12 protein-coding genes, 2 tRNA genes and 2 rRNA genes (1 of these 16 running past the window's edge) are annotated in these 26,611 nt (G+C 42.3%); 2 read left to right on the top strand and 14 right to left on the bottom strand.

Annotated features, from left to right (window positions below; all coding sequences use genetic code 11):
• From BDI_RS13670 to BDI_RS13685, 4 genes are all read right to left on the bottom strand, one after another.
• Window positions 1–683 (bottom strand): 23S ribosomal RNA (locus tag BDI_RS13670) (it extends 2,197 nt beyond the left edge of the window).
• Between the two features lie 106 nt (window positions 684–789).
• Window positions 790–863 (bottom strand) — tRNA-Ala (locus BDI_RS13675).
• Window positions 864–874: 11 nt separating this feature from the next.
• Window positions 875–948, bottom strand: a tRNA-Ile gene (locus BDI_RS13680).
• A gap of 149 nt (window positions 949–1,097) precedes the next feature.
• Window positions 1,098–2,624, bottom strand: a 16S ribosomal RNA gene (locus tag BDI_RS13685).
• Together the 16S and 23S rRNA genes with 2 tRNA genes alongside form the textbook arrangement of a ribosomal RNA operon.
• A 774-nt stretch (window positions 2,625–3,398) precedes the next feature.
• On the opposite strand from BDI_RS13685, the gene BDI_RS13690 reads away from it, so the two are divergent.
• A complete protein-coding gene (locus tag BDI_RS13690; protein WP_011966961.1) occupies window positions 3,399–5,459 on the top strand; it encodes an alpha-L-fucosidase in 2,061 nt (686 codons plus the stop codon).
• Window positions 5,460–5,545: 86 nt separating this feature from the next.
• On the opposite strand, the gene BDI_RS13695 is transcribed toward BDI_RS13690, so the two are convergent.
• The 9 genes from BDI_RS13695 to BDI_RS13735 all read right to left on the bottom strand — a co-directional run bounded on the left by BDI_RS13695 (window position 5,546) and on the right by BDI_RS13735 (window position 21,659).
• A complete protein-coding gene (locus BDI_RS13695) occupies window positions 5,546–8,374 on the bottom strand; it encodes an ATP-binding protein (RefSeq protein ID WP_011966962.1) in 2,829 nt (942 codons plus the stop codon).
• Window positions 8,375–8,596: 222 nt separating this feature from the next.
• Window positions 8,597–9,571 carry a sugar phosphate isomerase/epimerase family protein gene (locus BDI_RS13700; protein ID WP_011966963.1) on the bottom strand — a complete coding sequence of 325 codons (975 nt, stop codon included), beginning with the start codon at window positions 9,569–9,571 and terminating at the stop codon, window positions 8,597–8,599.
• A 17-nt stretch (window positions 9,572–9,588) separates the two neighbouring features.
• Window positions 9,589–11,268 carry a carboxylesterase/lipase family protein gene (locus BDI_RS13705; RefSeq protein WP_011966964.1) on the bottom strand — a complete coding sequence of 560 codons (1,680 nt, stop codon included), beginning with the start codon at window positions 11,266–11,268 and terminating at the stop codon, window positions 9,589–9,591.
• 6 nt (window positions 11,269–11,274) lie between these two features.
• Entirely contained in the window at window positions 11,275–13,113 is a 1,839-nt protein-coding gene (locus BDI_RS13710; RefSeq protein WP_005864194.1) for a glycoside hydrolase family 13 protein, read from the bottom strand.
• 68 nt (window positions 13,114–13,181) lie between these two features.
• Window positions 13,182–14,567 carry a RagB/SusD family nutrient uptake outer membrane protein gene (locus tag BDI_RS13715; protein ID WP_011966965.1) on the bottom strand — a complete coding sequence of 462 codons (1,386 nt, stop codon included), beginning with the start codon at window positions 14,565–14,567 and terminating at the stop codon, window positions 13,182–13,184.
• A 12-nt stretch (window positions 14,568–14,579) separates the two neighbouring features.
• Complete coding sequence (locus BDI_RS13720) at window positions 14,580–17,648, bottom strand: SusC/RagA family TonB-linked outer membrane protein (protein WP_011966966.1); 3,069 nt, start codon at window positions 17,646–17,648, stop codon at window positions 14,580–14,582.
• 18 nt (window positions 17,649–17,666) lie between these two features.
• Window positions 17,667–19,508, bottom strand: a complete 1,842-nt coding sequence (locus BDI_RS13725) for a glycoside hydrolase family 13 protein (protein WP_011966967.1) — start codon at window positions 19,506–19,508, stop codon at window positions 17,667–17,669.
• Window positions 19,509–19,516: 8 nt separating this feature from the next.
• Entirely contained in the window at window positions 19,517–20,860 is a 1,344-nt protein-coding gene (locus BDI_RS13730; RefSeq protein WP_011966968.1) for a Gfo/Idh/MocA family oxidoreductase, read from the bottom strand.
• A gap of 31 nt (window positions 20,861–20,891) precedes the next feature.
• Complete coding sequence (locus BDI_RS13735; RefSeq protein ID WP_005864187.1) at window positions 20,892–21,659, bottom strand: 3-keto-disaccharide hydrolase; 768 nt, start codon at window positions 21,657–21,659, stop codon at window positions 20,892–20,894.
• A 270-nt stretch (window positions 21,660–21,929) separates the two neighbouring features.
• Between BDI_RS13735 and BDI_RS21420 the strand changes: the two genes are divergently transcribed.
• Entirely contained in the window at window positions 21,930–25,871 is a 3,942-nt protein-coding gene (locus BDI_RS21420) for a two-component regulator propeller domain-containing protein (RefSeq protein WP_011966969.1), read from the top strand.
• On the opposite strand, the gene BDI_RS13745 is transcribed toward BDI_RS21420, so the two are convergent.
• Window positions 25,790–26,452, bottom strand: coding sequence for a hypothetical protein (locus tag BDI_RS13745; protein WP_227742503.1), 663 nt, complete (start codon window positions 26,450–26,452; stop codon window positions 25,790–25,792). The genes BDI_RS21420 and BDI_RS13745 overlap by 82 nt on opposite strands.
• Window positions 26,453–26,611 lie beyond the last annotated feature (159 nt).

Raw genomic sequence — 26,611 nt, forward strand, 5'->3', positions numbered from 1 at the left:
GGCGCCCTGTTCAGACTCGCTTTCGCTTCGGCTCCGTACCTTAGGTACTTAACCTTGCCGGGGAAGGTAACTCGTAGGTTCATTATGCAAAAGGCACGCCGTCACGTCATTACGACGCTCCGACCGCTTGTAGGCAGACGGGTTCAGGGTCTATTTCACTCCCCTGCTCGGGGTTCTTTTCACCTTTCCCTCACGGTACTGGTTCGCTATCGGTCTCTCGGGAGTATTTAGCCTTACGGGATGGGCCCCGCTAATTCACGCAAGATTTCTCGTGCCCCGCGCTACTCAGGATGCCACTAGGCTTCGTAAGGGAGTCATGTACCGGGCTTTCACCGTCTATGGCCGACTTTTCCAAGTCGTTCCATTTCCCTTCCTTCTTGCCACGTCGTGGTCCTACAACCCCCGTGTCGCCTAGACGACATGGGTTTGGGCTCTTCCGTGTTCGCTCGCCACTACTTACGGAATCATTGTTTATTTTCTCCTCCTATGGGTACTTAGATGTTTCAGTTCCCCACGTTCGCCTCCCTTACGGGATGGCAGGCCTTCAGCCTGCCGGGTTGCCCCATTCGGATATCCCGGGATCAACGGCTATTTGCGCCTCCCCCGAGCTTTTCGCAGCTTATCACGTCCTTCGTCGCCTCCGAGAGCCAAGGCATCCACCGTCTGCCCTTGCTTACTTTCTCTCACCTCGTACTTTACGTACGGGTTGATATATCTTAAGCTCGCTCTACTTGTTTCTTCTTTTTGATGTCCAATATGTCAAAGATCCTTTTTCCCTTGCGGGATGTGTGGAGAATAACGGATTCGAACCGTTGACCCTCTGCGTGCAAGGCAGATGCTCTAGCCAGCTGAGCTAATCCCCCCTCATTCGGAGTAGTCCCAGGCAGAGTTGAACTGCCGACCTCTACATTATCAGTGTAGCGCTCTAACCAACTGAGCTATAGGACTGTCAACTTTGCCAAGACTTACGTCCCAGCGTCATCTTTTTCTCTCCGACCGGCCTTCCGGTCATTGATCTATATAATAAACATAATCTCAACAGCAGCACAAGGGATCAATACCTCGTATGACCTCGGTACGGAATCCTGAAGCTCCAGAAAGGAGGTGTTCCAGCCGCACCTTCCGGTACGGCTACCTTGTTACGACTTAGCCCCAGTCACCAGTTTTACCCTAGGCCGATCCTCGCGGTTACGGACTTCAGGTACCCCCGGCTCCCATGGCTTGACGGGCGGTGTGTACAAGGCCCGGGAACGTATTCACCGCGCCATGGCTGATGCGCGATTACTAGCGAATCCAGCTTCACGGAGTCGGGTTGCAGACTCCGATCCGAACTGAGACGTGGTTTGGGGATTCGCTCCCTGTCGCCAGGTGGCCTCCCTTTGTCCACGCCATTGTAACACGTGTGTCGCCCCGGATGTAAGGGCCGTGCTGATTTGACGTCATCCCCGCCTTCCTCGCAGCTTACGCTGGCAGTCCCACCAGAGTCCTCAGCCTAACCTGTTAGTAACTAGTGGCAAGGGTTGCGCTCGTTATGGCACTTAAGCCGACACCTCACGGCACGAGCTGACGACAACCATGCAGCACCTCGCAAACGGCTATTGCTAGAAAAGGTGTTTCCACCTCGGTCCGAATGCGTTCAAACCCGGGTAAGGTTCCTCGCGTATCATCGAATTAAACCACATGTTCCTCCGCTTGTGCGGGCCCCCGTCAATTCCTTTGAGTTTCACCGTTGCCGGCGTACTCCCCAGGTGGATCACTTAACGCTTTCGCTGTGCCGCTTACAGTGTATCGCAAACAGCTAGTGATCATCGTTTACTGCGTGGACTACCAGGGTATCTAATCCTGTTTGATCCCCACGCTTTCGTGCATCAGCGTCAGTAATGGCTTGGCAGGCTGCCTTCGCAATCGGGGTTCTGCGTGATATCTATGCATTTCACCGCTACACCACGCATTCCGCCTGCCTCAAACATACTCAAGCCCCCCAGTTTCAACGGCAATTCTATGGTTGAGCCACAGACTTTCACCGCTGACTTAAAAGGCCGCCTACGCACCCTTTAAACCCAATAAATCCGGATAACGCTCGGATCCTCCGTATTACCGCGGCTGCTGGCACGGAGTTAGCCGATCCTTATTCATAAGGTACATACAAAACGGGACACGTCCCGCACTTTATTCCCTTATAAAAGAGGTTTACGATCCATAGAACCTTCATCCCTCACGCGACTTGGCTGGTTCAGGCTTACGCCCATTGACCAATATTCCTCACTGCTGCCTCCCGTAGGAGTTTGGTCCGTGTCTCAGTACCAATGTGGGGGACCTTCCTCTCAGAACCCCTATCCATCGTCGGTTTGGTGGGCCGTTACCCCGCCAACTGCCTAATGGAACGCATGCCTATCTATCAGCGATGAATCTTTAGCAAATATTCCCATGCGGGATCCCTGCTTCATGCGGTATTAGTCCGACTTTCGCCGGGTTATCCCCCTCTGATAGGCAAGTTGCATACGCGTTACTCACCCGTGCGCCGGTCGCCGGCGGTGTATTGCTACACCCCGCTGCCCCTCGACTTGCATGTGTTAAGCCTGTCGCTAGCGTTCATCCTGAGCCAGGATCAAACTCTTCGTTGTTTAAATTGTTTCTTAATATCCTCGCTCCGGAATCCGTTTATCGTAGTCCAAAGTCATACTTCTTTTGACGGTATCGATCCGGAAAATTTCTTTTCCTAATACTTGTACTACTTGTTGAATTATGTAAATCTCTCAAAGAACCCTCTCGCTATCGTTTCTCGATTGCGGCTGCAAAGGTAAGGACTTTTTCTTAACCTCCAAATTTTTCGGTGAAAAATTTTCAAGTTTTTTTTCTCAAGCCAATCTCCGGGCGGTTGGAAATTATCGCTTGGCCCAGCCAACCTCATCCCCTACCCAAGGATACCTCCACGTTTCCATCATTTCTGAAGCGCCGTTCTCTCTCGAATGCGGGTGCAAAAGTAATGCTATAAAACATACGGTCCAAATTTATCGGGCATTATTTTTCAAGTTTTTTACGGCAACGGATATCGGGTACATTATAATATAGCACACGCAAAAATACCGACTACTCACGTAAACGATATAGCCGGTACCCTTGCCATCATAGCGGCAATACTGTGCCACTACGATGGCACGGCCCTGCCACACGGATGGCACAGCGTTGCCACTGTGATGGCACGACCGTGCCAAAGGCGATAAATAAACTGGCACTGCAAACAATTGATAAACAAATATATGCTAGCATGAAAATTTCCCCAGAGGAGACATCTAAAAGACAGGAGACTTTATCTTTTATCTAGATATCTAAAGACAGAATAAAAATCTGCCGTTTTTTTTCATATATTTGAGGTCTCATCTAAATATAAACAAATAATGAAGCACTTGAGTTCCTCTATTTTATTGGGGCTTGGCTTGTTTTCCTTCTTCTCCTGTAAAGAAGCGACAGCGCCCGCCCCTATCCTGCCCGTTCCCACGCCGGCACAAGTTGAATGGCATAAGATGGAAACATATGCCTTTGTCCATTTCGGATTAAATACGTTCAATGATCTGGAATGGGGTTACGGAAACACTCCCGCCTCCACATTCAATCCAACGGATCTGGATTGCGATCAATGGGCGCAAACAATCAAAGCCGCCGGATTGAAAGGCGTAATCTTAACTACCAAGCATCATGACGGTTTCTGTCTATGGCCTACCGCCACAACCGAATATAGCGTAAAGAATTCTCCTTGGAAAGATGGCAAAGGGGATATGGTAAAAGAACTATCCGACGCTTGTAAGAAACACGGGCTGAAATTCGGTGTCTATCTCTCCCCTTGGGACAGAAACAGTGAGAATTACGGACAACCGGGATATGTAGAGAAATTCCATGCCCAATTACATGAATTAGTCTCCAACTATGGCCCGTTGTTCGAATACTGGTTTGATGGGGCAAACGGTGGCAATGGCTGGTATGGCGGCACGAATGAAACCCGTGCTATAGACGCCAAGACCTATTATCAATATGAGCGGGCATGCGACACGATCAAGGCGCACCACCCGGACATCATGGTTTTCGGAGGGACAGTACCCGATATCCGCTGGATCGGTAACGAGGAAGGTTGGGCCGGTGATACCCAATGGAGCATCTTCGCCCCGGAACCCTCCATGCCTACTTTCCAACAGAGTGTATGGGGAGATGAGAACGGACCGATGTGGCTAGGTGGAGAATGCGATGTATCTATCCGTCCGGGATGGTTCTATCACTCCCGGGAAGATCACCAAGTCAAGTCGCTGGCAAAATTAGTCGATCTTTATTACCGAAGCGTCGGGCATAACGCCAATTTCCTATTGAACTTCCCCGTAGCGTTGAACGGAAAAATAAGTCCGGTAGACTCCGCCCGTGCCGTACAATGGTATCAAACCATCCAAAATGACTTTAAGGAGAATCTTTTGAAAGGATGTTACGTACAAGCGAGCAATAAAAGAGGACGTAATTTTAGTCCCAATAAGGCAGTAGATGGGGATTGGGATACCTATTGGGCTACGGACGATGGCGTAACCAGTGGTTCATTGACTTTCACGTTAACCCATCCTACCGATGTAAACCGCTTGGTCATACAAGAATATATCCCATTAGGACAACGAGTACGCTCGTTCAATATCGAACTCGAGCAAGAGGGTAAATGGATTCCGGCACAGACCGTGGATTCTACGACAACTGTCGGCTATAAACGAATTGTCCGTTTCCAGACCGAGAAAGCGGAGAAGATACGCATCAACTTCACGGATGCCCGCGGACCGCTTTGTATCAATAACGTGGAGGCATACCTTGCCCCCGCCTTGGTGACCGAGCCAACGATTGCCCGTAATATCAATGACGAGGTAACCATACAGGCCGGGGATAAAGGCTCCGAGGTTCATTATACCACCGACGGCTCAGATCCGACCAAGGACTCACCGCTTTATCAGGCGCCATTCGCTTTCGCTCAAAAAGGAACTGTCAAGGCGATTGCCTATGATCCGACTTTCGATACAGTCAGTCCGGTTTCCGCGCAAACGTTCGATATTCCAGCTTGTGATTACACGATCGTATCACCGAAAGATGAGAAAACCAGCCTGATCCTAGACGGAAACGGCTACACGACCTACTATTTGCCACAAGGGAAACAAGAGTTAGTCGTACAATTAGCGAAAGAAATGCCTATATCCGGATTCCGCTACACCCCGAACCAAGGACGTGACGCAAGCGGTCATATCTCCAACTATCAATTATATATTAATGGAAAGAAGGTGGCCGAAGGCGAATTCTCCAATATCAAGGCTAACCCGATCGAGCAAGTCGTACATTTCCCAATAACGAAAGGTAACCAAATCCGTTTGGTCGCAACCCGTATCGTAGATAATAAAAAGCAAGCGGGTATCGGTGAATTCTCGGTAATTACGGAAAAATAAAGAATATCTAATAAAAGCAGAAGGGACCGCCTCGAAAACCTAATTTCCCGAGGCGGTCCCTTTTTATTTATTCATCGATCCTTTATTTATCCTTGAAGGTATCGGTTCATTTGTTTATACACGGCACGTATATCCAACGGCTTAGATATATGAGCATTCATACCGGCTTCCCTACTTTTCTGCACATCCTCAGCGAATGCGTTGGCTGTCATAGCGAAGATAGGAACCTTTTGAGCATCAGAACGCCCTAATGCCCGGATACATCGGGTAGCCTCATAGCCATCCATATGAGGCATCTGCACATCCATCAATATCAAATCATAATATCCTTCGGCAGATTCCTTAAACATCTCTACGGCCTGTACCCCGTCCTCAGCGCTCTCCACCGACGCACCGGTAACTCCGATCAATTCCTCCGCTATCTCCCGGTTAAGCTCATTGTCCTCAACCAATAAGATCCGTTTACCTTTGAAGTCATAATCAACAGCATAACAATCCTTCGCAAGGTCATTCCTCCCATTAATATCGGAAAAACGAGTGGGTTTACCCGATTCCTTTATTTTGCCGAAAGGCAGATCAACGGTGAATGTACTGCCACTCCCCTGCACGCTCGTCACATGTATGCCACCACCCATCAACCCTGTGAAACGCTTAACGATAGAAAGCCCTAATCCTGTACCTCCATATTTATAAGTAACATCCACATTTTCCTGTTCGAACGATTCGAAGATTTTATCATAGTTCTCCTCGGCTATACCACATCCCGTATCGATTACCTCGAAACGAAGGTAAACATTCTCTTGATCCTCACCTGTTTTAGATACCCGAAGTTTAATCATTCCCTTGGCCGGCGTAAATTTCAGCGCATTCGATAACAGGTTGGAGAGAACTTGATTCAAGCGCAAGGAGTCTCCTATAATCTGTACTTCCAGATCACTAGCCAATATCGTCTCATAGCTGATCCCTTTACTCTTGGCCTGCTCGCCATACAGATTTTCAAAGTCCTGCAAGAATGCCCGGAAATTAAAGCTCTCATGTCGAAGTTCCACTTTTCCGCTTTCTATCTTCGACATATCCAGCACGTCGTTAATGAGAGCGAGAAGATGCTTGGAAGACATGATTACTTTCTCAAGACAGTCCTTTATCTTATCGGTATTATCTATGTTTTGCATGGCGATAGTACTCATACCTACAATTCCGTTCATCGGCGTACGGATCTCATGACTCATCCGGGAAAGAAACTCGCTCTTCGCCAAGTTAGCCGCCTCAGCCCGTTTCAGGTTGCCCTGTATCACGGTCGCTTTCATCCGGGCCCCTATAGCCAGCAGTAATGCCGTAAATAGCACCGACAGGACAAACATCACGATAAACATGAATTGTAAGGGATTCGCATATATAAAGTCCGTAAGAGAAAATTCACTCACGCCGATAGATTCCAGATTCCGATTGCGTATAACAGTCCTCTCGGACTCAGAAAGATTATTGATCGCCTTGTTGAGTATGGTAAGCAAATCCGGATCGACCGGGATAGGCAATGCGAAACTTATCGTACTCTGATCATTGACCAACGTTACGGGAGCAAGATTCGTAAAATGATAGCGCAAGATATCCTGTTCCATCCTAGAGGACAAACCATAAATAAAATCAGCCTCACCATTATTGACAGCAAATAACGCCTCCTTAATACTCGGATAGAACCGTATCTTCTCCACCGATATACCACTCGGCAATCGTTGATTTTCCACTAAGGCTCCAACCAGACCCGGTGCGGGATAACTACATGCTTTATTGCGCACTATGATATTGTTAGCACTCACATAAGAGGCTGAAAGCGCAAGTCCTAGCTGGGCCGCATCGTTCTCATCTCCCAAGAAAAAACCTAAGATATCGGCATCCCCTTGCTGTATCAAACGGATCGCATCAGCATAATTTTTCGCATATACATACGAGAATCGTAGCCCTGTGAAACTTTTAATCTCATCCAGTACATCCGCCATGATACCCGTATGGTTCTTCAGCGGCGTTTCTTTACAATACAAAGGATACCAATTCTCAGGTACGGCTACCGTGATCGTTTTCCTCTCATTGACATACTCCAGATCCCGGTCGCTCAGTTGGATGTTTACGAGCCGGTCTGGGAAATTAACGGCATAACGTTCCGCCGCAAAATTAGGATTGGCATCCAATATCCGTTCCAAAGCCATATTCAAACCATCCAAGACTTCTTTATTACCCGGATTGGTCACGATATAATAAGGCTGAGAGTCATATGCCACGACTACACGGACAGAATCGCTAATATGGGCAACATTATTTAGTAACAAATCGATCTCACCTTTAGCCATATAGGGATATAACCCGATTTTCCCCACCATATCTTCCTGTTTGTAATATCGGATATTACAATACAATCCGTTGATAGCCATAAACTCTCTGAGACGGCGAATGTTTTCCCTTGCATTCTCATACACACCGATGGTTTTACCATTCATACTCTCCAAATCATAACTATGGATAGAGCGATCATCAGATCGGGCAAGTAATAATGAACGGCTATATCCCATATTATAGTTCGGATAAGCATAATATTTCTCTAAAGCGGGTATATAATAGTTTCCACCCATCAACTCGTACTTACCCTCAACAAATTCATTCAACATAGCCGGTCCCTTCGTATCTATGTACTCGTATTCCCAACCGGTATATTTGGCGATCTCATTGAGATAGTCTACGAGCATACCATGATGAGTACCATCTTCGGCCGTCCAACTCATGCCATCTACCTGCGGAAAGGCAACCCTAAGTACACGTTTTTCACTTGTCCGCGCTAACACAGACAAATTAAACGCTAGCATTATAAATACTAACAAACCTATAGCTATACCATGACTCACATATCTCTGAAGTAAGTTCATTATAATGTATATCTTTTATTACCGGCTTTTCCGATGATAACAACCCCTATAACCCTCCGCAAAACAACTGTTTATTTTGGATGTACGCAAATATACTACTTTTTATATCACAGCGGATTATAAAATAATTGATTTTTAAGAGAAGATACTATAAAAACAGAAGGGACCGCCTCGAAGGTAAAACACCTCGAAGCAGTCCCTTTCCTAAATCCCAACAAACTTTTATCCCATCGAACTATTGATTACCTGTGTGGTTTTCTCAAAACTCTTCTTTAAGACCTCCTTTACATCCATGGTTTCCCAATATCCCTTATTAAAAAGCTCTACGGATAACCCACCCCGGAAACCGGAGTCGTATAGCAAAGGAAGTACCTTATTAAACGGGCAAATACCATCTCCCGGAAACACCCGATCCGAATCTCTCAACTCCGTACGAGGAGGCAACTCCGGATAATCGTTGATATGAAAAACCGGAAGGATCTTCCCATTTATCAAGCGTAAACTATCAAAACTATTTCCTCCTCTGTACAAATGGTAGAAATCCAATAAGACAGAAGCCCGCGAATGTCCGGAGGCGATCGCTATCGCCATGGTATCCGATAATTGATTCAGAATCCCGGCTCCCCATAGTTCCAATATCGGAGTGACACCCATCTCATCCCCTAAATCCAGTATCGCCCGATAGCGTTCGGAATACTCCGGCAACCGTGTACGATCCAGTTGAGTAACTCCTTGAGCAGGAGCGGCGATAAATTTACCGCCCAATCCCGCTACCATCTCCATATCATGCCGCATTTGGTTTAGCCCTTCCTTCCGTTTCGAAAGATCATCGGCAAACCACGAGGCAAAACCGATCATATTCTCCAATAAAAGTCCGGAGCCTTCCAGCTGACGCCTGAGTGTCTCATAAGTTCCCCCTTGCTTTACGAACGCATCCACATCACGGGTCCATAACTCAATTCCCTCAAAACCAGCCTCGGCACATAAATCAATCTGTTTTTGAACAGGAAGTTTATAACCCGCTATCGTAGAGACATTGAGACAGACACGGAAAGGACGTTTCGAAGAGGATGCTTCGGGTGATGGCTCCTCTTTTTTCTTCGGAGCGCAAGAAGCCAAGCCTGCGAACGTACTGCCCAAAACCGCCAAACCGGTAGTCCGAAGCATATTACGTCTTGAAATCTTTTTCTCAAGCATAACACTCTCGTTTTAAATTAAACCTCCAAAGATTTACGGGCCTCCCGATCCGGATCATTCCGAGCCTCACACGTATTATTCAAGATCATCACCTCTCCATTTTCTTCCGTGTATTTCGGCCAAGCGGGTAACTCTCCTCCGTTCGGATCTCCTGTCCGCATGAAATTCAACAAAGCGCCAGACATCTTATCTGACAACGCACGAGGTACCTTACCTCCACCCGTATGAGTAAACATCCGATCCGTATTTTTAAACCAGAAACAGATATCCGAGCAATGGAACGCACGCATACGGTTATTAAACAAGGGCGGACACCAGCCAAACCAAGCTACATACACAGGCTGGCCTTGCTTTAATTTTGCGTTAGCCGCCTCAACCACTCGTTGACGGGAAGACAAAATCATCGCCCAAAGCTCCATCGGAGTCTTATCCGGGAAATTCTTGGCGAAAGCCTTCACGATCGATTCCGCTTTATCACCATATTGACTTCTCAGTTTCTCGATCACACCGTCTTGAGTGATTTTTTCCAAAGCCGCATCCGCCCTGTTCGGGTTCCATTCATGGAAAGTCGTACAGAATATCATCGGCACGACAGGAGACTCCAAATGGCTCTCACCGGAGTAGAATACACCGGCCGGAATATTCCGGTCATCAGCAACAGGACCAAAAGTCCGTCTCATGCTAATCCCTTGATCTTCCCAGCACTTTTTACAAGCCCTATCCGCTATATCCAAATATTCCCGCCAAGGTATTCTTTGCAATTTATCCAGTTGGGAAGCGGTCAGCCCCGCTTCTCTCAAAATATATTCTCCCACCTTCCGGGTCATCACCTGATCGGAAGCTCCTACCGTAGATCCACTTAAAGCCACGGCTCTATGGACCAAACCTTTTGCCGCCGGCATAGCGGCTACCGTACAGACCTTAGAACCTCCTCCGGATTGTCCCATAACCGTTACGTTCCCGGGATCTCCACCGAAATTGGCGATATTATCATGTACCCATCGCAAGGCGGCAATAATATCTAACATCCCCACGTTTCCGGAATCCTTATACGCTTCTCCACCAACACCAGATAAGTCAGAGAAGCCAATCGGCCCCAACCGATGATTAATGGAACAGAATACGATATCTCCTTCCCGGCTTATATTCTCTCCATGATATCCATCCTGCTCGATCCCACTACCATTTGTAAAACCACCGCCATGCAGCCACACCAATACGGGACGTTTCTTACCATCCGCAATGCCCGGTGTCCATACATTTAAATATAAGCAATCCTCACTCACATCCCAGTAGTTCCAATGATCGGCAAAAGTTCCGTAATTATTGGGCCACCGGTTCTCCATACGTTGCGGCGCCGTATTCCCATAAAAAACCGCCGGTCTCACATCTGTCCACGGCTCTGGCTTTTGGGGAGGCATAAAGCGATTTTTTCCCGACGTATCAGCCCCATAAGGAACTCCCAAGAACGTATATACATGATTCAGCAGATATCCCTGCACCTTCCCATACTCTGTCTGGGCGATGGCGATATCGTCACCGATAAATAGGAATTGATCGTCATCACTCACTTTCCCTCTTTTATCACGGGAATCCCCAGAAGGGGCACAAGAAGAAGTCGATATCAAACTTCCCATACTCAACGAGGCTGTGCCCAATCCTAAGTTTCTTACGAATTGTCGTCTGTTTATTTTCATAATCTCTTAATTCATCTCAACGACCAATACCTCTTTAGATGCCAGCTTCAAGCTGTCCTTAAATAAGATCGTTCGTTTCGTTATTATATCCTTTCCTTCTATTCCCTCTTTTAAAGATTCCTTATAACGGGCAAGTGGAAGATCAACTTCATGATTAGCTCCATTAATAATGACCATGACACTTTTACCCTCTAGATAACGCTCATATACATACACTCCTAATTGTGGCATATAATGTTTCATATTACCTTCGGAAATGATCTTATTGCCCTTCCTCCACTTCAATAAAGTCTGTAAATAATCCCAAGCCTTATTCTGTAGGTCGGAACGTCCTTCCCTCGTAAACCAATTCTGAGAATCTCCAGGCCACCCTCCTGGAACATCTAAACGTATATTCCCATCCCCACCCGGGCGACTTTTCGTCCCAGACATTAACAATTCATGTCCATAATATAATTGAGGAGTGCCAGGGATTGTTAATAAAAAGGCAACCCCTTGTTTATAACCATCTAAGTCTTTAGGCTCCGAACGTAAAAACCTATCAGTATCGTGATTATCTAAAAAACGCAAAACATTTTTAATATCTGGATACACGAAATCATAACACAAATGATCATAGATTTTATCTAATCGCCCTTCCGGTGAAGACTTGTCATTAAAGATATCACTTGCAATACTCATCAGAGTAAAATCCATCACAGACTTCAGTTCCGTATCTTTTCCAAAATTAAGTTTACACCCTTTTTGCCACCAAGCCGTACCAATCGTATAATTAGTCCAAATCTCACCAACTATATTAAACTGAGGATATTCATTCATGATTTGGATATTCCACTCACGCATCATATCAAAATCGGAATATGGATATGTATCTTGCCTAATCGCATCAATCCGAGCATACTCAATCCACCATATAGAATTCTGAATAAGATATTTACCAACATGAGGATTTGCTTGATTCAAATCTATTCCAAATCCTGCATATTTCATTACTTCAGAATCATAAGTTGATGCATAATTGTCATAGAAAATAGCCTTAGCATGATTCCCCCTTTTAGAAGGACTTACATTAAACCAATCCTTAGATGGCACATCTAGCACCCAAGGATGATTTGCTCCAATATGATTAAAAATCATATCCATAACAACCCGTAATCCCTTTTGATGCGCTTTATTTATCAATCGAAGGTAATCTTCATTTGATCCTAGACGCCTATCCACATGAAACATATCCGTTGAGAAATAGCCATGATAAGAACCTCCTTTCCCATCATTCTCCAACACGGGATTTAACCATATAGCTGTTACCCCAAGGTCCACAAAATAATCCAAATGATCTTCGATCCCCTTCAAATCACCTCCATGTCGAGCCCCAGGCTTACTACGATCCATCACATATTCCGTTGACATAGAAATCTGATCATTCGATTGGTCACCATTAGCAAAACGGTCCGGCATAATTAAATACAACACATCCGAAGAATCATATCCTTGTATATCATCTGTACTCTCCTTGCGCTCTTTCAGCTCGTAAGCATATACGAACTTCTTTTCCCCATTCACAAAAGTTATATCAAATGTTCCAGAATGAGCTTGTGATAAATCTAAATATAATATTAAATAATTGGGACTATCTACCGTTACACAACTTTTTAAATAAACACCAGGTTCATTTATAACAGGATGATATTCAGAAATATGATCCCCATATACCATCAACTGTAATTCTGGATTTCTCATTCCTGCCCACCAAAACAACGGCTCTACCTTATTTATCGTTTGAGCAGCCACTGTCCCAAGTACAAATAACAGAAATGAAGTAAATATTATTATTTTTCTAATCATAGCTATAATCATTTAGATGTAAAAGCAAATAAAGGGTGAGCCAAACTCACCCTTTTTAAACAGCCAAGTTAATTCATATTAACATCAGGATTACCATTCTGCTCAACATCCGGAATCTGAAACATCACTTTATGAGAATCCCAAGCTTCACCACGAACCGACTGTTTGATACGCTTCAATTCAAATAATCTCTCACCTTGTAAAGCTATTTCCAAACGACGTTCCTTCTGTACTGCTTTAATAAAAGAAGCCCTATCCGTAGTTGTAGTATTAGCTTTGCCATAAGCCCTTTTTTCTATTTTTTGCAAAGCATTCAAAGCTTGATTCATATTTCCATTCGATTCAGCTAAAGACTCGGCATAAAGTAGTAACAACTCATTATATCCAATAATAATACCATCCATATACTCATAATCAAACTTCAGAGTATACCATGAACCGTCTATATTTTTAAAAAACGTTTTAAAACGATTATCATTTTGTTGGTCATAAGCAGCAATCAACTCATTAGACGGCCTGCTTGTGGGTAAAGCCAATCCATTCGTACGATAATCTCTTAAACCACCCCAAGAATCCTCAATCAATGACGCAGAAGGTATCATCGCTACAATTTCTTGCGTAACAGTCTTTTTTTCCGCTCTACCGAATTTAGCAGTCAAATCCTCATCAAGATCATACTTCTGAGTATTAATAACTTGTTCCGCATATTTAGCCGCATTGCCAAAATCATGTTTATAAAAATACACTTTTGCCAATAACGCTTTTGCGCCATCAACAGTCGCTCTACCAGACTCTACTTTGTTCTCTCCAGGTAAATTCCCGATCGCATATTCCAAATCTGAGATTATTTGAGAATAAACTTCAGAGACCGTTGAACGTTGTACGACCTCAAATGCGGTAGCACGATCCATCACCCCCCTTAAACGAAGGGGAACTCCCATCTCTGCGATATCCTTAGTCTCCTCTGCATAAGGAAGACCAAAGGCTCTTACTAAATGAAAATATCCTAATGCACGAATAAAAGATGCCTCAGCCTTAAATTGAGCTTCTTTCTGAGGATCACTCGCCAAGATACTTTCCCCTAAATCGCTAAACGCAACTTGATTCGCCATATTTATGGCATTATATGTCGCAGTCCAGGTATCACGTCCAACCGCATTTACCAAATTCATTGTATGAGCACTCATCTGAACCCATTCAAAAGTAGCCACATCTGCCACACCATCATCTGCGATCACATCAAAACCACGCAACGTCCGGCCTCCCCAAAAGCCCGAAGAACGTATTCCATTATAAGCACCCAACAATAAATTCTCCAAATCATCTACCGTCTTAATACGATCATCTGTCAGTTCTAAACTATCTGGTTTTATTTGTAGAAATCCCATGTCATCACATGCCGTATAGACTAATTGGGTACTGAGTAATATTGCTGCTATATATTTTACTTTCATAATCTTATTCATTTAAAAGTTAACACTTAATCCGATAGTATATGTACGAGCTTGAGGAGGTGTTAAATAAGTCACATTCAAACTCAAATTCCTCTTCTGAGCTGAATCGACATCACGCATAATCTCAGGCTCACCACTATATTTATTATAGTATTCACTAAATAAAGTCAATAAATTAGTTGCTTGAGCATATAATCGAATATCCCTTATATTAAACTTCTTGATTCTAATACCTTTGAAAGTATAACCCACATTTACATTTTTTAAACGTAAGAATCCTGCATCATGTAGATATTCAGTTGTATTTCTCGCCAGTTCAATGCCACTTTTTCCTAAACTTACCCGAGGTACATCTGTCACATCACCAGGTTTCTGCCATCTATCAAGAACATTACTTTTCAGATTCCAAGTGCCAACATTATTCATCTGAAATTTCTCACCATCGTCATAAATATTGCCGCCTATTTGGAATGTAAACATAAAACCGAAATCCCAGTTCTTATATGTAAACGTATTATTCAAACCTCCTACAAAATCGGAATAAGGATGGCCTACAGGCTGACGATCTCTATCCGCATTATATTCTTTAGTTTCACCAACCGGTTTCTTATTCTCATCAAGCATTTCATAAACAGGCATACCATCCTGAGGATCAACACGTAGAACCTTAACCAAATAGTTTACGCCAATAGGCTGTCCTACTAACACACGTGTATCACCTTCTCCACTTAATGCGTCTGGTCCTGCATTACCAACATCCAAAACCTTATTCTTATTATAGCTGATATTAAAATCAGTAGTCCATGTAAAATCTCTATTTGTAATATTCACGGATTTAATATTAAACTCCACACCCGTATTTCTGACTTTTCCGATATTTGCCAAGAATGCCGTATATCCCACAGATGCTGGAACACTTACATTCAAAAATAGATCTTTGGAATTCTTATTATAAAATCCGATTTCACCTGAAATCCGATTTTTTAAGAAACCATACTCCAAACCTACATCAAAAGTAGAGGTTGTTTCCCACTTCAAATCTGGGTTTTTCAAAGAATTGATATACCAATAATTATCCCCTACATACAATTGATTCGTATTCACGCTAACTGCCCCCCATTGCGCATAGTTAGGAATTTCCGCATTACCAGTAATACCAAAACCTGTTTTCAATTTCAACAAGCTTACAACCTCGTTATCTTTTAAAAAGTCCTCTTCCGTGATCATCCAACCAATAGAAGCCGCAGGGAAATTACCAAATTTATTATTCTCCCCAAATCGTGACGAACCATCTCTACGGAAAGTACCAGTGAACATATAACGGTCTTTAAATGTATAATTTATACGTCCGAAAAAGGATATAAATGAGAAATCTTGATTAGGATAGCTCGTAAAAGTCTTATTCGTTTCATCATAAGCCGGATTATTAAATAACCAATCTTCTTTTCCTTGCTCAAATACGACATTCGTATAATTCGATACTCGTGTAGATTTCAATGCTTCTGTTCCCAACAAGAAATGAAAACGATGTTTTTCATTAATCGACAAGCTATAATTCAAGAGTGCTTTCGCATTCCAATTTGTCTCATAACGATTTGTCACATTACTATTCGGTTTTGTTGATAATTCTTTCGTTCGTAAATAATTAGACTCATTATCTCGATAATCTATATTACCTTCTAGCCGCAATGACAATCCTTTGATTATCTGTAAGTCAGCATATAAACTTGCCATTGTACGTTGGGTAAATATTCTACGTCTTTTCTCATTTGCCTCCGTCACCGGATTTGTTGATTTAGGAAAAACATAATAACTACCATCCGAATTATAGGCTGGGAAATAAGGCAAAGCCGTACTTATGGCACGTCCCCAACCACCATCCCAACTTGAAGGAGTGGGTCGATGATCCGTGTGAGAGAAACTAAAATTTCCACCTATTTTTAAAATGTTTATAGGCTTATAATCAATATTAAGGCGTACGCTCGTCCTTCCGAAATGATCATTCACCAAATATGAATTCTCTTCTACATTAGAAACCCCTAAATAAGTCTGTATTTTCTTATTACCCCACGATACCGATAAATCATTGTAGGTAGAAATTCCTGTTCTCGTAATAAGATCTTGCCAATCCGTATTATTTAATAAAGCTTGTTCTTCTGAATAACCACCGGGATATGATGATACAGTAGAAGGATCTGTCGCACCAGAGGGATTAAACTTATAATCATTTTCCAATGCTTCTTTATAAATATCCAGATAATCTTTAGTTTCCAACATATCAACTTTCCTATTAGTTGTTGAAAATGCAACTTTAGAACTAAAATTTATTTGAGGTTTTCCTGATTTACCACGTTTAGTTGTTATTAAGACAACACCGTTCGCACCTCTGGATCCATAAATAGCCGTTGCCGAGGCATCTTTCAATATATCAATACTTTCAATATCATTCGCATTTATAGATGACATTGGATTATCTTGTGCTGCACCCACTCGATCTCCGGCATTTTGCATGATGGGTATTCCATCAACAACAATCAATGGATCACCTCCAGCGGTAATAGAAGCGATACCTCTCACTCGAATGGCTGCACCAGAGCCAGCCAAACCCGATGTTTGGGTTACTTGTACACCAGCGGCACGCCCTTGTAAAGCGGCATCGAAAGAGCTTGTTGGAACAGACATTAGTTCCTCACTTCCAACTTTAGCGATCGATCCTGTCACATCTCTCTTATTCTGAACTCCATAGCCAACAACGACCACTTCATCTAATGTTTCCACATCTTCCGATAGACGAACATTAATATGAGTCTGATTTCCGACCTTTATCTCTTGGGAACGATAACCAATATAAGAATACACTAAAATGGCATCTCTATTAGGTACCTCAATTGAATAATTTCCATCCATATCGGAAGTAGTACCCGCAGTGGTACCTTTAACCTGTATGGTGATAAAAGATAAAGGCTCTCCTGTCTCCGCATCAGAAGCAGTTCCTGTGATCTTGATTTGCGCAAACGCTGTCAATGAAAACAAAGAAAGCATAAAGCACATAATAAATTCACTAATACTTTTACATCTCATGACATATTAAATTTAAAGTTAGACAAGTTCTAAAATATAAACACCACGAGCCGGAATATGAACCGCCGTGTCTATCGCAACGATCGTATCTGTTATAATATCTTTCCCAGATCTATAATCTTTTACGACTTCATGAAAACGATTCATATCTAATGTCTGGTTTTGATCTGTTCCATTCATTAAAACAAGTACCGTTTTATTATCCTTTACCCTAGCATATACGTAACAACCCGATTTATCAGGAGTATAATGAATCAACTTACCTTCTTTAACAGCATCACATCGCTGTCTCCAATTCAATAATTTTCTCATATAATCCCAAGCTTGATTCTGCAAATCCGTACGTCCCTCACGAGTGAAAGCATCTTTTGGATCTCCTGCCCAACCTCCGGGAAAATCAGTGCGGATAATACCATCTCCTTCTGCTTTTGTCCCAGACATTAAAATCTCTGTCCCATAATAAATCTGAGGAATCCCTCGAGTTGTTAATAAAAAAGCAATAGCCTGTTTATACCTTCTTAAATCAGATTCTCCTTTCTGCATAAAGCGTCCTAAATCATGATTATCCAAAAAGACTAGTACATTATTAGGATCCGGGAATAAAAAATCCTGTGCGATAACTTCATAAATTTTAAATAACCCTGCTTCGAATCCTTCACGGCTAGAACATGCATCTCCAAACGCTTTTTGGCAAGTAAAGGTCAAATCAAAATCCATCACTGTCTTTAAGTTACTATTAGATTCATTCATTTTAGAATCTCTTTGCCACCAAGCCGAAGCAGTCCCTCTTGGATACCAAGCTTCTCCCACAATATTGAAATCCGGATATTCATTTTCCACCTCCTTACACCAAGTTGCCATAAAATCATAATCTGCATATGGATGTGTATCTTGACGGATACCATCAATCCGTGAGTATTCAATCCACCAAATGCTATTTTGAATCAAATATCGGGCTAAGTGCCTATTTTTCTGATTTAAATCTGGCATACCTCTACCAAACCAACCATTTACCAAGATCTCTCTCTCCGACTGAGGAGCGTGAACATCCATAAGAGTCCATTTAAAATGATTTGTTTGAACAAAGTTGTCTTGATTATTCAGCCAATCCGAGGAAGGAAAATCTTTTAACCACCAATGAGAGCTTCCGCAATGATTAAAAATCATATCCATCACGACTTTCATTCCTTTTTCGTGGGCCTTATCTATCAATTCACAATATTCTTCATTCGTTCCAAAACGAGGATCTACCTGATAAAAATCAGTAATAGCGTATCCGTGATAAGAACCTCCCGGCATCCTATTTTCCAATACAGGATTTAACCAAATTGTCGTAAAGCCTAAATCACGGATATAATCCAATTTATTAATAATACCACGTAAATCACCTCCATGGCGAGCTCCCCCTCTCGAACGATCTATTTTCACATCATCTAGATTGTCATTAGATGGATCCGCATTTGCAAAACGATCTGGAGTAATCAAGTACATCACATCCGCAGGTGAAAATCCAGCAGCTCCAACCTTTTTATTTCTTTCCTTTAACTCAAAGGCCCGGATTTCTTTCTCTTTCCCTTTTTGAAATATCAAATTCATTGTACCGGGAGAGGCATCTCTGGAGATATCCAAATAAAGGAACAAGTAATTAGGGTTCTCGACTCCAACAATTTCCTTGACTCTTACCCCCGGATAATCAATATAAACTTGAGAGCTTGCGATATTCTTGCCATATACCATAATCTGTAATTCCGGATTTTTCATCCCTACCCACCAGCAAGCAGGTTCTAACCGTGAAATATCAATAGCATATACAGAACTGGCGCACAACAAGCAAATGGTAAACAATAATAGTCTTTTCATAATTTCATTCATTTTATATTCGGAAATTGCCAAGGGCTTCTATATGTTTTGTTCAAGTATGCATCTGCTTTAGGATTGTCCACAAATTTCCTTGTTTGAGGATCGTATACCACACGAGTTCCTGTCCGATACGAGATATTGGCCATATGAGCCAATATTGTAGCAAAAGCCCCCTTTTCTATCGGACTATTTGTCTCAATCGATTTATTCAAAATACATTTACACCAATTCGTCGCATGAGCCTCTACTCCCCCATCTTCAAATTTACCAACCAATTGGGCTCTATCGGCCAAAAGGATACCATCACGGGTTTTCTCCGGTATCAACTCATAGCCTTCACGATTACATACCAGAGTGGCTTTACTTCCGACCCAAGCGACCCCTTGATTCCGATTATAAAGGTAAGCAACTTGTTGAGCCCATTCAATATGGAAATTCTTATATTGGAAAATACTTGTTTGGCAACTTGGAGTTTCATTAAACGATGCCGGATCTTTATATGCAGTAGAAAAGACCGCATCAGGGTATTCCCTATCACATAGGCCTAATGCTTTTAATCCGTCAAAAGCAGAATCAATCCAATGCACCCCCCAATCAGTCTGTTGGCCACCACCATAATCCCAAAAACCACGCCAACCACGAAAACGGGAATTATTAAAAGGACGTTCCGGAGCCGGTCCTAACCACATATCATAGTCCAAAGTGGATGGTGCCTCTGAATCCTCAACAGAAGGACGAGGATTTGTAGATTGGCAAAGCCATAATTGTACCTTATAAACATCCCCTAGCACACCAGATTTTAATATTTCATTCGCAGCCCTGAAATAGCGTTGGCTTGTTTGCCATAATCCCGTTGTCACAACACCTTTATACTTTTTCTGAAAGTCCATCATCGCATTGCACTCAGAAATTGAATTACCAACAGGTTTCTCTACATAAATAGCTTTTCCCGCCTTCAAGGCTTCTGCAAAAATATAAGGATGCCAATGGTCGGGCGTGGCAATAATAACCCCATCAATTTCTTTATTGGCCAGTACCTCCCGAAAATCAGTATAAGCTTTTATAGAAACCGTCTGTTCTGGAAAATCTTTCTTAAAACGTGCAAGCTGCTCTTCAAGTCTGACTTTATTCACATCACACATACCGACACAATGTACCCATGGATTATCAGTCAACGCTCCTTGCAAATCTCGACATCCCATTCCAACTCCAATCACGGCAATTCTTACTTTTCCATTTATGACCTCTTCTTTCTGATAAGATCGTAAGGGTGACGAAGACAAAAGAGGAGATACTCCTAAACCTGCCGCCAGCATTGTTGTATTTTTCAAGAAATTTCTACGTGTAGTCATAAGTTATCATTCTTTAAGGTTAAACTTCTTTCTACAAATCTCTAATCCAAATATTTCGGAAAGCAACTTCTACCCCATGGTCTTGTAAACTTAAAGGCATACGGCCATGAGCTACATATTTAGGTAACCCTGTATATGGGGTATTCCCTTTCAGCACATAATTATTCTGAACAACAATCCCATTCAGGACGACTGTTATCATCGCAGGAGATTCCAACTCATCATTTGTTCCAAAACGAGGAGCTTTCCAATATATATCATAAACTTGCCATTCATTCGTCTTTGTAAAAGCATTTGCTAAAGGAGCACTTTGCTTATAAACACTACCAACCCAGCCATTTACGTAAGTAGGATTATCCTCACAATCTAGGACTTGTACCTCATAACGACTTTGTAGCATAATGCCACTATTTCCTTTCATTTGTAAAGTATTATCTTTACCTGGTATCGGGGTCTTAAACTCTATGTGTAATTGGCAATCACCAAAATACTCTTTTGTACGGATAGAGCCAGAACCGGGAACTACAACCATCGTCCCATCCTTTATAGCCCATTTTGCAGATCCACCATCCTTCCCAGCAGCTTCCCATTTTGTAAGATCTTTTCCATCAAACAGGATGATTGCATCAGAAGGAGCACTTGTTCCAACTCCAGGGGTTACTTTTGGAGGTACAGGATGATACCATTCTGTACTTTCCGGTTTCCACCGCTCTTGCTGCCTTTGTTGTTGATTACCTTGTTGAGCACTTACAAAGAACGCTCCACATAAAAAACTGATTAAAACAATTACTTTCTTCATATTAACATAGTATTAATTTAACGTTACTAGTCTTATCTCATTAAAGAACTTGTCGCAAATGTATCATTGATATTGAAAAACAAACCATTCAATCATATCAAAATTGTTACTTTTCGTATCAACACACCTATAAACCAACTAGAATTAGAAGAAATTGGAATCTGAAAATCAATATTGAGACTATATGAAAAAGAATGAAACTAATTTACAAAAGCAAAAATCAAAAAAGTTGATATCTTGCAAACGAAACATGGAAAACATCAACAACTCATGAAATTTCAAATTGTGCTATTATGCTTATTCTTCTTAGTAGAACTGAATGCAACCCCATTCTACTTTAAGTCCTATGACATGGAAGACGGATTAAGTAATAATCATGTCACATGTTGCGTACAAGACGACTATGGCTTTATGTGGTTTGGTACCAGAGATGGGCTCAATAGATTTGACAGCAAAAAATTCTATACATTCAAGAGCTACTCTTCAGAAAAAGGCTCTTTAATGAGCAGTTATATTCTTGACTTAGCGAAAAGTCCCACCGGACAAATTTGGGTAAGTACCAACCTTGGGCTACAAAAATATGACTATCAAACAGATTCCTTCACACTCATTGATTTCACCAAAGGAATCAACTGTTATTCACTACAATTTGACCAGCAAGGAAATCTCTGGATGATTCTTAATGGGTACTCACTCGTAAAATACAATGAAAGTCAAGGTATGCATCTTAATTATATGTATAAAGGAAGTGATCCTATTACCTCCTTTTATATAACTCCTCAAGACCAAATTTGGGCAACAACAGCGAATGGTAATGTCGTTTTCCTAGATGATGACAAAAATGAATTCATAGCCTTAGATATCAAGAATCTAGATAAAAATCATCCTATCGATGATATGACAGCAATATGGGCCTCTCCTTTAGATAATATATTATTAATTGGAACTAAAGATAATGGTATAAAACGAATCGATATACAGACAAAAACATATAAAGATATTTTACCTCAACAAAAAAAATCTCCACTTTATACTAGAAATATCATTCGTATGACAAAGGAGAAAGTATGGATTGGCACTTTTAATGGCATATATTTATATGATATTCAAAATGATACGATAATGTCTATCCAGCAAAATAAAAGTGACCTCTATTCATTATCCAGCAATGCTATCAAAGAACTCTACAAAGATCAAGAAGGAGGTATCTGGGTTTGTACTGATAATGGCGGTATCAGCTACTCTCCTCCTTATTCAAAATTCAAAAGGCACTATAATATTCCTGGACAAAGAACGCTCAATGGAGATATTATACACGATATTTGCATAGACAAAAATAATAATCTATGGATTGGCACAGAAGACGCTGGATTGAATAAGCTAAACATGAAGGACCATTCATATACATCTTTTAATGACATGAAAGGCCTTTCACAAAATTGTATACATGGATTAGCGTCTATAGATAATCACCTATGGATAGGGACACACGCTAATGGTATTGATTTAATGGATATCCGTACTGAGAAAATAATCAAACATTACACGATTTCCGTAAATCCTTATGCAAACAAAAACGACATCATCGTATACCTTTATAAACTCCAAAACAATGATTTGCTGGTAGCTACCGCTCTTGGTGTCTATCAATATAATTCTCAAAAAGACATTTTTGAGCAATTAAGCCAATTTCCTAATAATTGTAGGATACAAACTCTTTTTGAAGATCATGATGGAGTAATATGGGCTGGAACATCGAGTAAAGGACTATATTATTATAATCCTGCTACTTCCCAACACGGAGAATTTAAATTAGATACAGTAAATACAAGCCGAACAATAAACAATATTTATGAAGATCGTAAGAACAACTTATGGTTCGCAACTGGTGACGGAATCAAAATTTATGACCGTAGTACTCAACAAACGACCAAATACGATATGCAAGATGGCTTACCTAGCAATGTAATTTACCGTATTGAAGAAGATAAAAAAGGAAACATGTGGATCAGTACGGCTAACGGCCTCGCAAGACTCAACCCTAAAAACCATAAAATAAAAGTCTTCAAAAAAGAACATGGATTAACTTCAAATCAATTCAATTATAACTCTTCTTTAAAAACAGATAATGACAAATTATATTTTGGGACACTAAAGGGGATGATTAGCTTCCAACCTAATAGTATCCAAGAATTTTCCATTCAACCGAAAGTATATATATCACAGATTAATTATAATGATCCAGATCATAACTTCTTACACCAAGAGGCTATCACTTTTAAAAAAGGGATCACCTTAGAACATAATCAGTCCGCATTCTACATCGACTACACATCATTAAGCTACCAAGCCCCCAACCTCACCCAATACGCCTATTGCATGGAAGGGTTAAGTTCCAAATGGTATCATGTGGTGGGCGAGAACCGGGTTTATTTCACGAAACTACCGCCCGGTAATTATACGTTCAAGGTGAAGGCGGCGAACCTGTCCGGTATTTGGAATGATGAGCCGGCGATGTTCCAGATTACGATCCTTCCCCCATGGTGGCTCTCTACCAAGGCGTTAATCCTATATGGGATTATCGCTATCGGATGCGTAGTGTTGCTGATCTTTATCATTTCCCGGCATAATAAGGCCAATATACAGCAGAAAATGCAGGAGTTCGAGAATGAAAAGGAGAAGGAGCTTTATCAAGCTAAGATTGATTTCTTCATCAATATCGCTCATGAGATACGTACGCCCCTGACTTTAATTAAAAGTCCTCTGGAGAAAGTAACACGGGACATCAAGCTATCTCCCAGCGCAAAGAATTATCTGACAATTGTGGATAAAAACGCGAACCGGCTACTGGATCTGGTGAATCAACTACTGGATTTCAGGAAGACGGAAATCGAGGGATATAAACTAAACTTCATACATACGGACATCATCGCATTGATGCAAGAGACCTTTGAGCGTTTCCACGACACGGCGGAGCAGGAGGCATTGCAAATGATTATCGAGTGTAACGTGAAATCTTTCTACGCCTTTATCGATAAGGAGGCTTGCACGAAGATACTCAGCAACCTCCTATCGAACGCTATTAAATACGCAAGAAGCAAGATCATCGTCCGGTTCGAGGCGCAAGATGGCGAGCGATTCACGATCGATATCATGAACGATGGAAAGCCCATCTCGGAGGAGATAAAAGAAAAGATCTTCGAGCCTTTCTACCGGGATGACTCCTCTATCCATAAATCCGGGACCGGGCTCGGACTACCCTTGGCCCGTTCTTTAGCGGAGATGCACGAGGGATCGTTGACGTTGGAGAAATCTCCGGCCGGGCTTATCATCTTTAGATTACGTTTGCCGGTGAACCAACCGAACTCATTAAAACTAGAGGAAGAGAAAGCAGAGGTCCTGACCAACCCTGCCAGCGAGCGGAAATATGTCACCCAAGAATCCCGCCCGACGGTTCTCGTGGTGGAAGATAACACCGAAATGCTCCATTTCATCGGTCAAGAGATCAATGTCCATTACAATGTTGTCACCGCCGGTAATGGCGAGGAGGCGATTGCCCGTCTTCAGGAATATGGCATCCAATTAATCATCAGCGATATCATGATGCCTGTCATGGATGGTTTCACCTTATTGAAAAAGATAAAGACTAATCTGGAGTTCAGCCATATCCCGATCATCCTCCTAACGGCTAAGAACACCTTGCAATCTCGCATGGAAGGGCTTGAGCTGGGGGCGGACGCTTACATCGACAAACCTTTCTCCATGGATCTATTGCTTACCCAAGTGACGAACCTGCTGAACAACCGGAGCAATATGCGTGCCTATTATTTCAACTCGCCGATTGCCAATATCAAATCCATGGCTTACACGAAGGCGGACGAGAAGTTCTTGAAGAAACTGAACGATATCATCGACAGCCATATAAACGACGTGAACCTAGACGTGGACATGATAGCGGACTTGATGAATCTAAGCCGTCCGACCCTTTACCGTAAAATCAACGGCCTGTCGAACGTAACGCCCAACGAGTTGATCAAGATCAGCCGGCTAAAGAAAGCCGCCGAGTTAATCCTTCAAGGCGATATGAGGATTTACGAGATCGCCGAGGCGGTTGGTTTCAACTCGCAATCCTATTTCAGCCGGGCCTTCTCCAAGCAATTCAACATGAGCCCCTCGCAATACGCAAAAGAAAATAATATCGAATTGAAATAGCCCGCTAGGAAGAATAGGTCTGGAACCAGCAGGTTACTTCGCTTCACGGAAAGGCGCAACTCGTTCTTCTCGTCATAGAAAGAGAAAACGCTTTGCCGAACCGCCGCTTCTGTCTGGTTCTCCTCCAACAATCGCAATTGCCGCTCTTTCTCTTTATAAGAGAAATACAGGTGCAGCACGGAATAAGGGAGCAATAAAACCAGACTGGTATTCACCGCCGAATCGTTAAAAACTTCCATATATTCTCGTTCCGGATTCAGTACCAACGTATAAATCGTATAGAAAAGCGACATGAAGAATATCTCCAGCACGATCCAGATCGCATAAGTCCGGACCGTGATAGCATGCCGCTTCCCCCAATGGAACAGAATAATACGGCTCAAGACAACCACCAATACTCCCGTCAAGATAATCAAGCTAGAGAATACGAAGAACTTAAACTCCGAGACCTTATACCAAGAGGTGGAGCTAAACGGCTTGTAGATGTTGATAAACACCAACGCAAACAAGGCCGTCCACAGAATCAGCCTCACGATATTCTGCTTACCGTATATGTAACTTGGTATTTTTTGATCCCACATTCCCATCTTTTTGCCTCTATTTTGGAACAAATGTAATCATTTTCCCAGACGAAATTCACCCCTCTATAAAAGATTTCACCCCTAAATAACACTTTATGTCCCCAACAAAGCCTGTTTAAACCATTTATTTTGAAGAGATGTTTTTCTATTGTTTGTTTG

Source organism: Parabacteroides distasonis ATCC 8503, from assembly GCF_000012845.1.
Classification (GTDB): domain Bacteria; phylum Bacteroidota; class Bacteroidia; order Bacteroidales; family Tannerellaceae; genus Parabacteroides; species Parabacteroides distasonis.

Coding starts and splice junctions, on each gene's coding strand:
- BDI_RS13690 (WP_011966961.1), top strand. CDS start 3,399: ATGAAGCACTTGAGTTCCTCTATTTTATTGGGGCTTGGCTTGTTTTCC.
- BDI_RS13695 (WP_011966962.1), bottom strand. CDS start 8,374: ATGAACTTACTTCAGAGATATGTGAGTCATGGTATAGCTATAGGTTTG.
- BDI_RS13700 (WP_011966963.1), bottom strand. CDS start 9,571: ATGCTTGAGAAAAAGATTTCAAGACGTAATATGCTTCGGACTACCGGT.
- BDI_RS13705 (WP_011966964.1), bottom strand. CDS start 11,268: ATGAAAATAAACAGACGACAATTCGTAAGAAACTTAGGATTGGGCACA.
- BDI_RS13710 (WP_005864194.1), bottom strand. CDS start 13,113: ATGATTAGAAAAATAATAATATTTACTTCATTTCTGTTATTTGTACTT.
- BDI_RS13715 (WP_011966965.1), bottom strand. CDS start 14,567: ATGAAAGTAAAATATATAGCAGCAATATTACTCAGTACCCAATTAGTC.
- BDI_RS13720 (WP_011966966.1), bottom strand. CDS start 17,648: ATGAGATGTAAAAGTATTAGTGAATTTATTATGTGCTTTATGCTTTCT.
- BDI_RS13725 (WP_011966967.1), bottom strand. CDS start 19,508: ATGAAAAGACTATTATTGTTTACCATTTGCTTGTTGTGCGCCAGTTCT.
- BDI_RS13730 (WP_011966968.1), bottom strand. CDS start 20,860: ATGACTACACGTAGAAATTTCTTGAAAAATACAACAATGCTGGCGGCA.
- BDI_RS13735 (WP_005864187.1), bottom strand. CDS start 21,659: ATGAAGAAAGTAATTGTTTTAATCAGTTTTTTATGTGGAGCGTTCTTT.
- BDI_RS21420 (WP_011966969.1), top strand. CDS start 21,930: ATGAAATTTCAAATTGTGCTATTATGCTTATTCTTCTTAGTAGAACTG.
- BDI_RS13745 (WP_227742503.1), bottom strand. CDS start 26,452: ATGTGGGATCAAAAAATACCAAGTTACATATACGGTAAGCAGAATATC.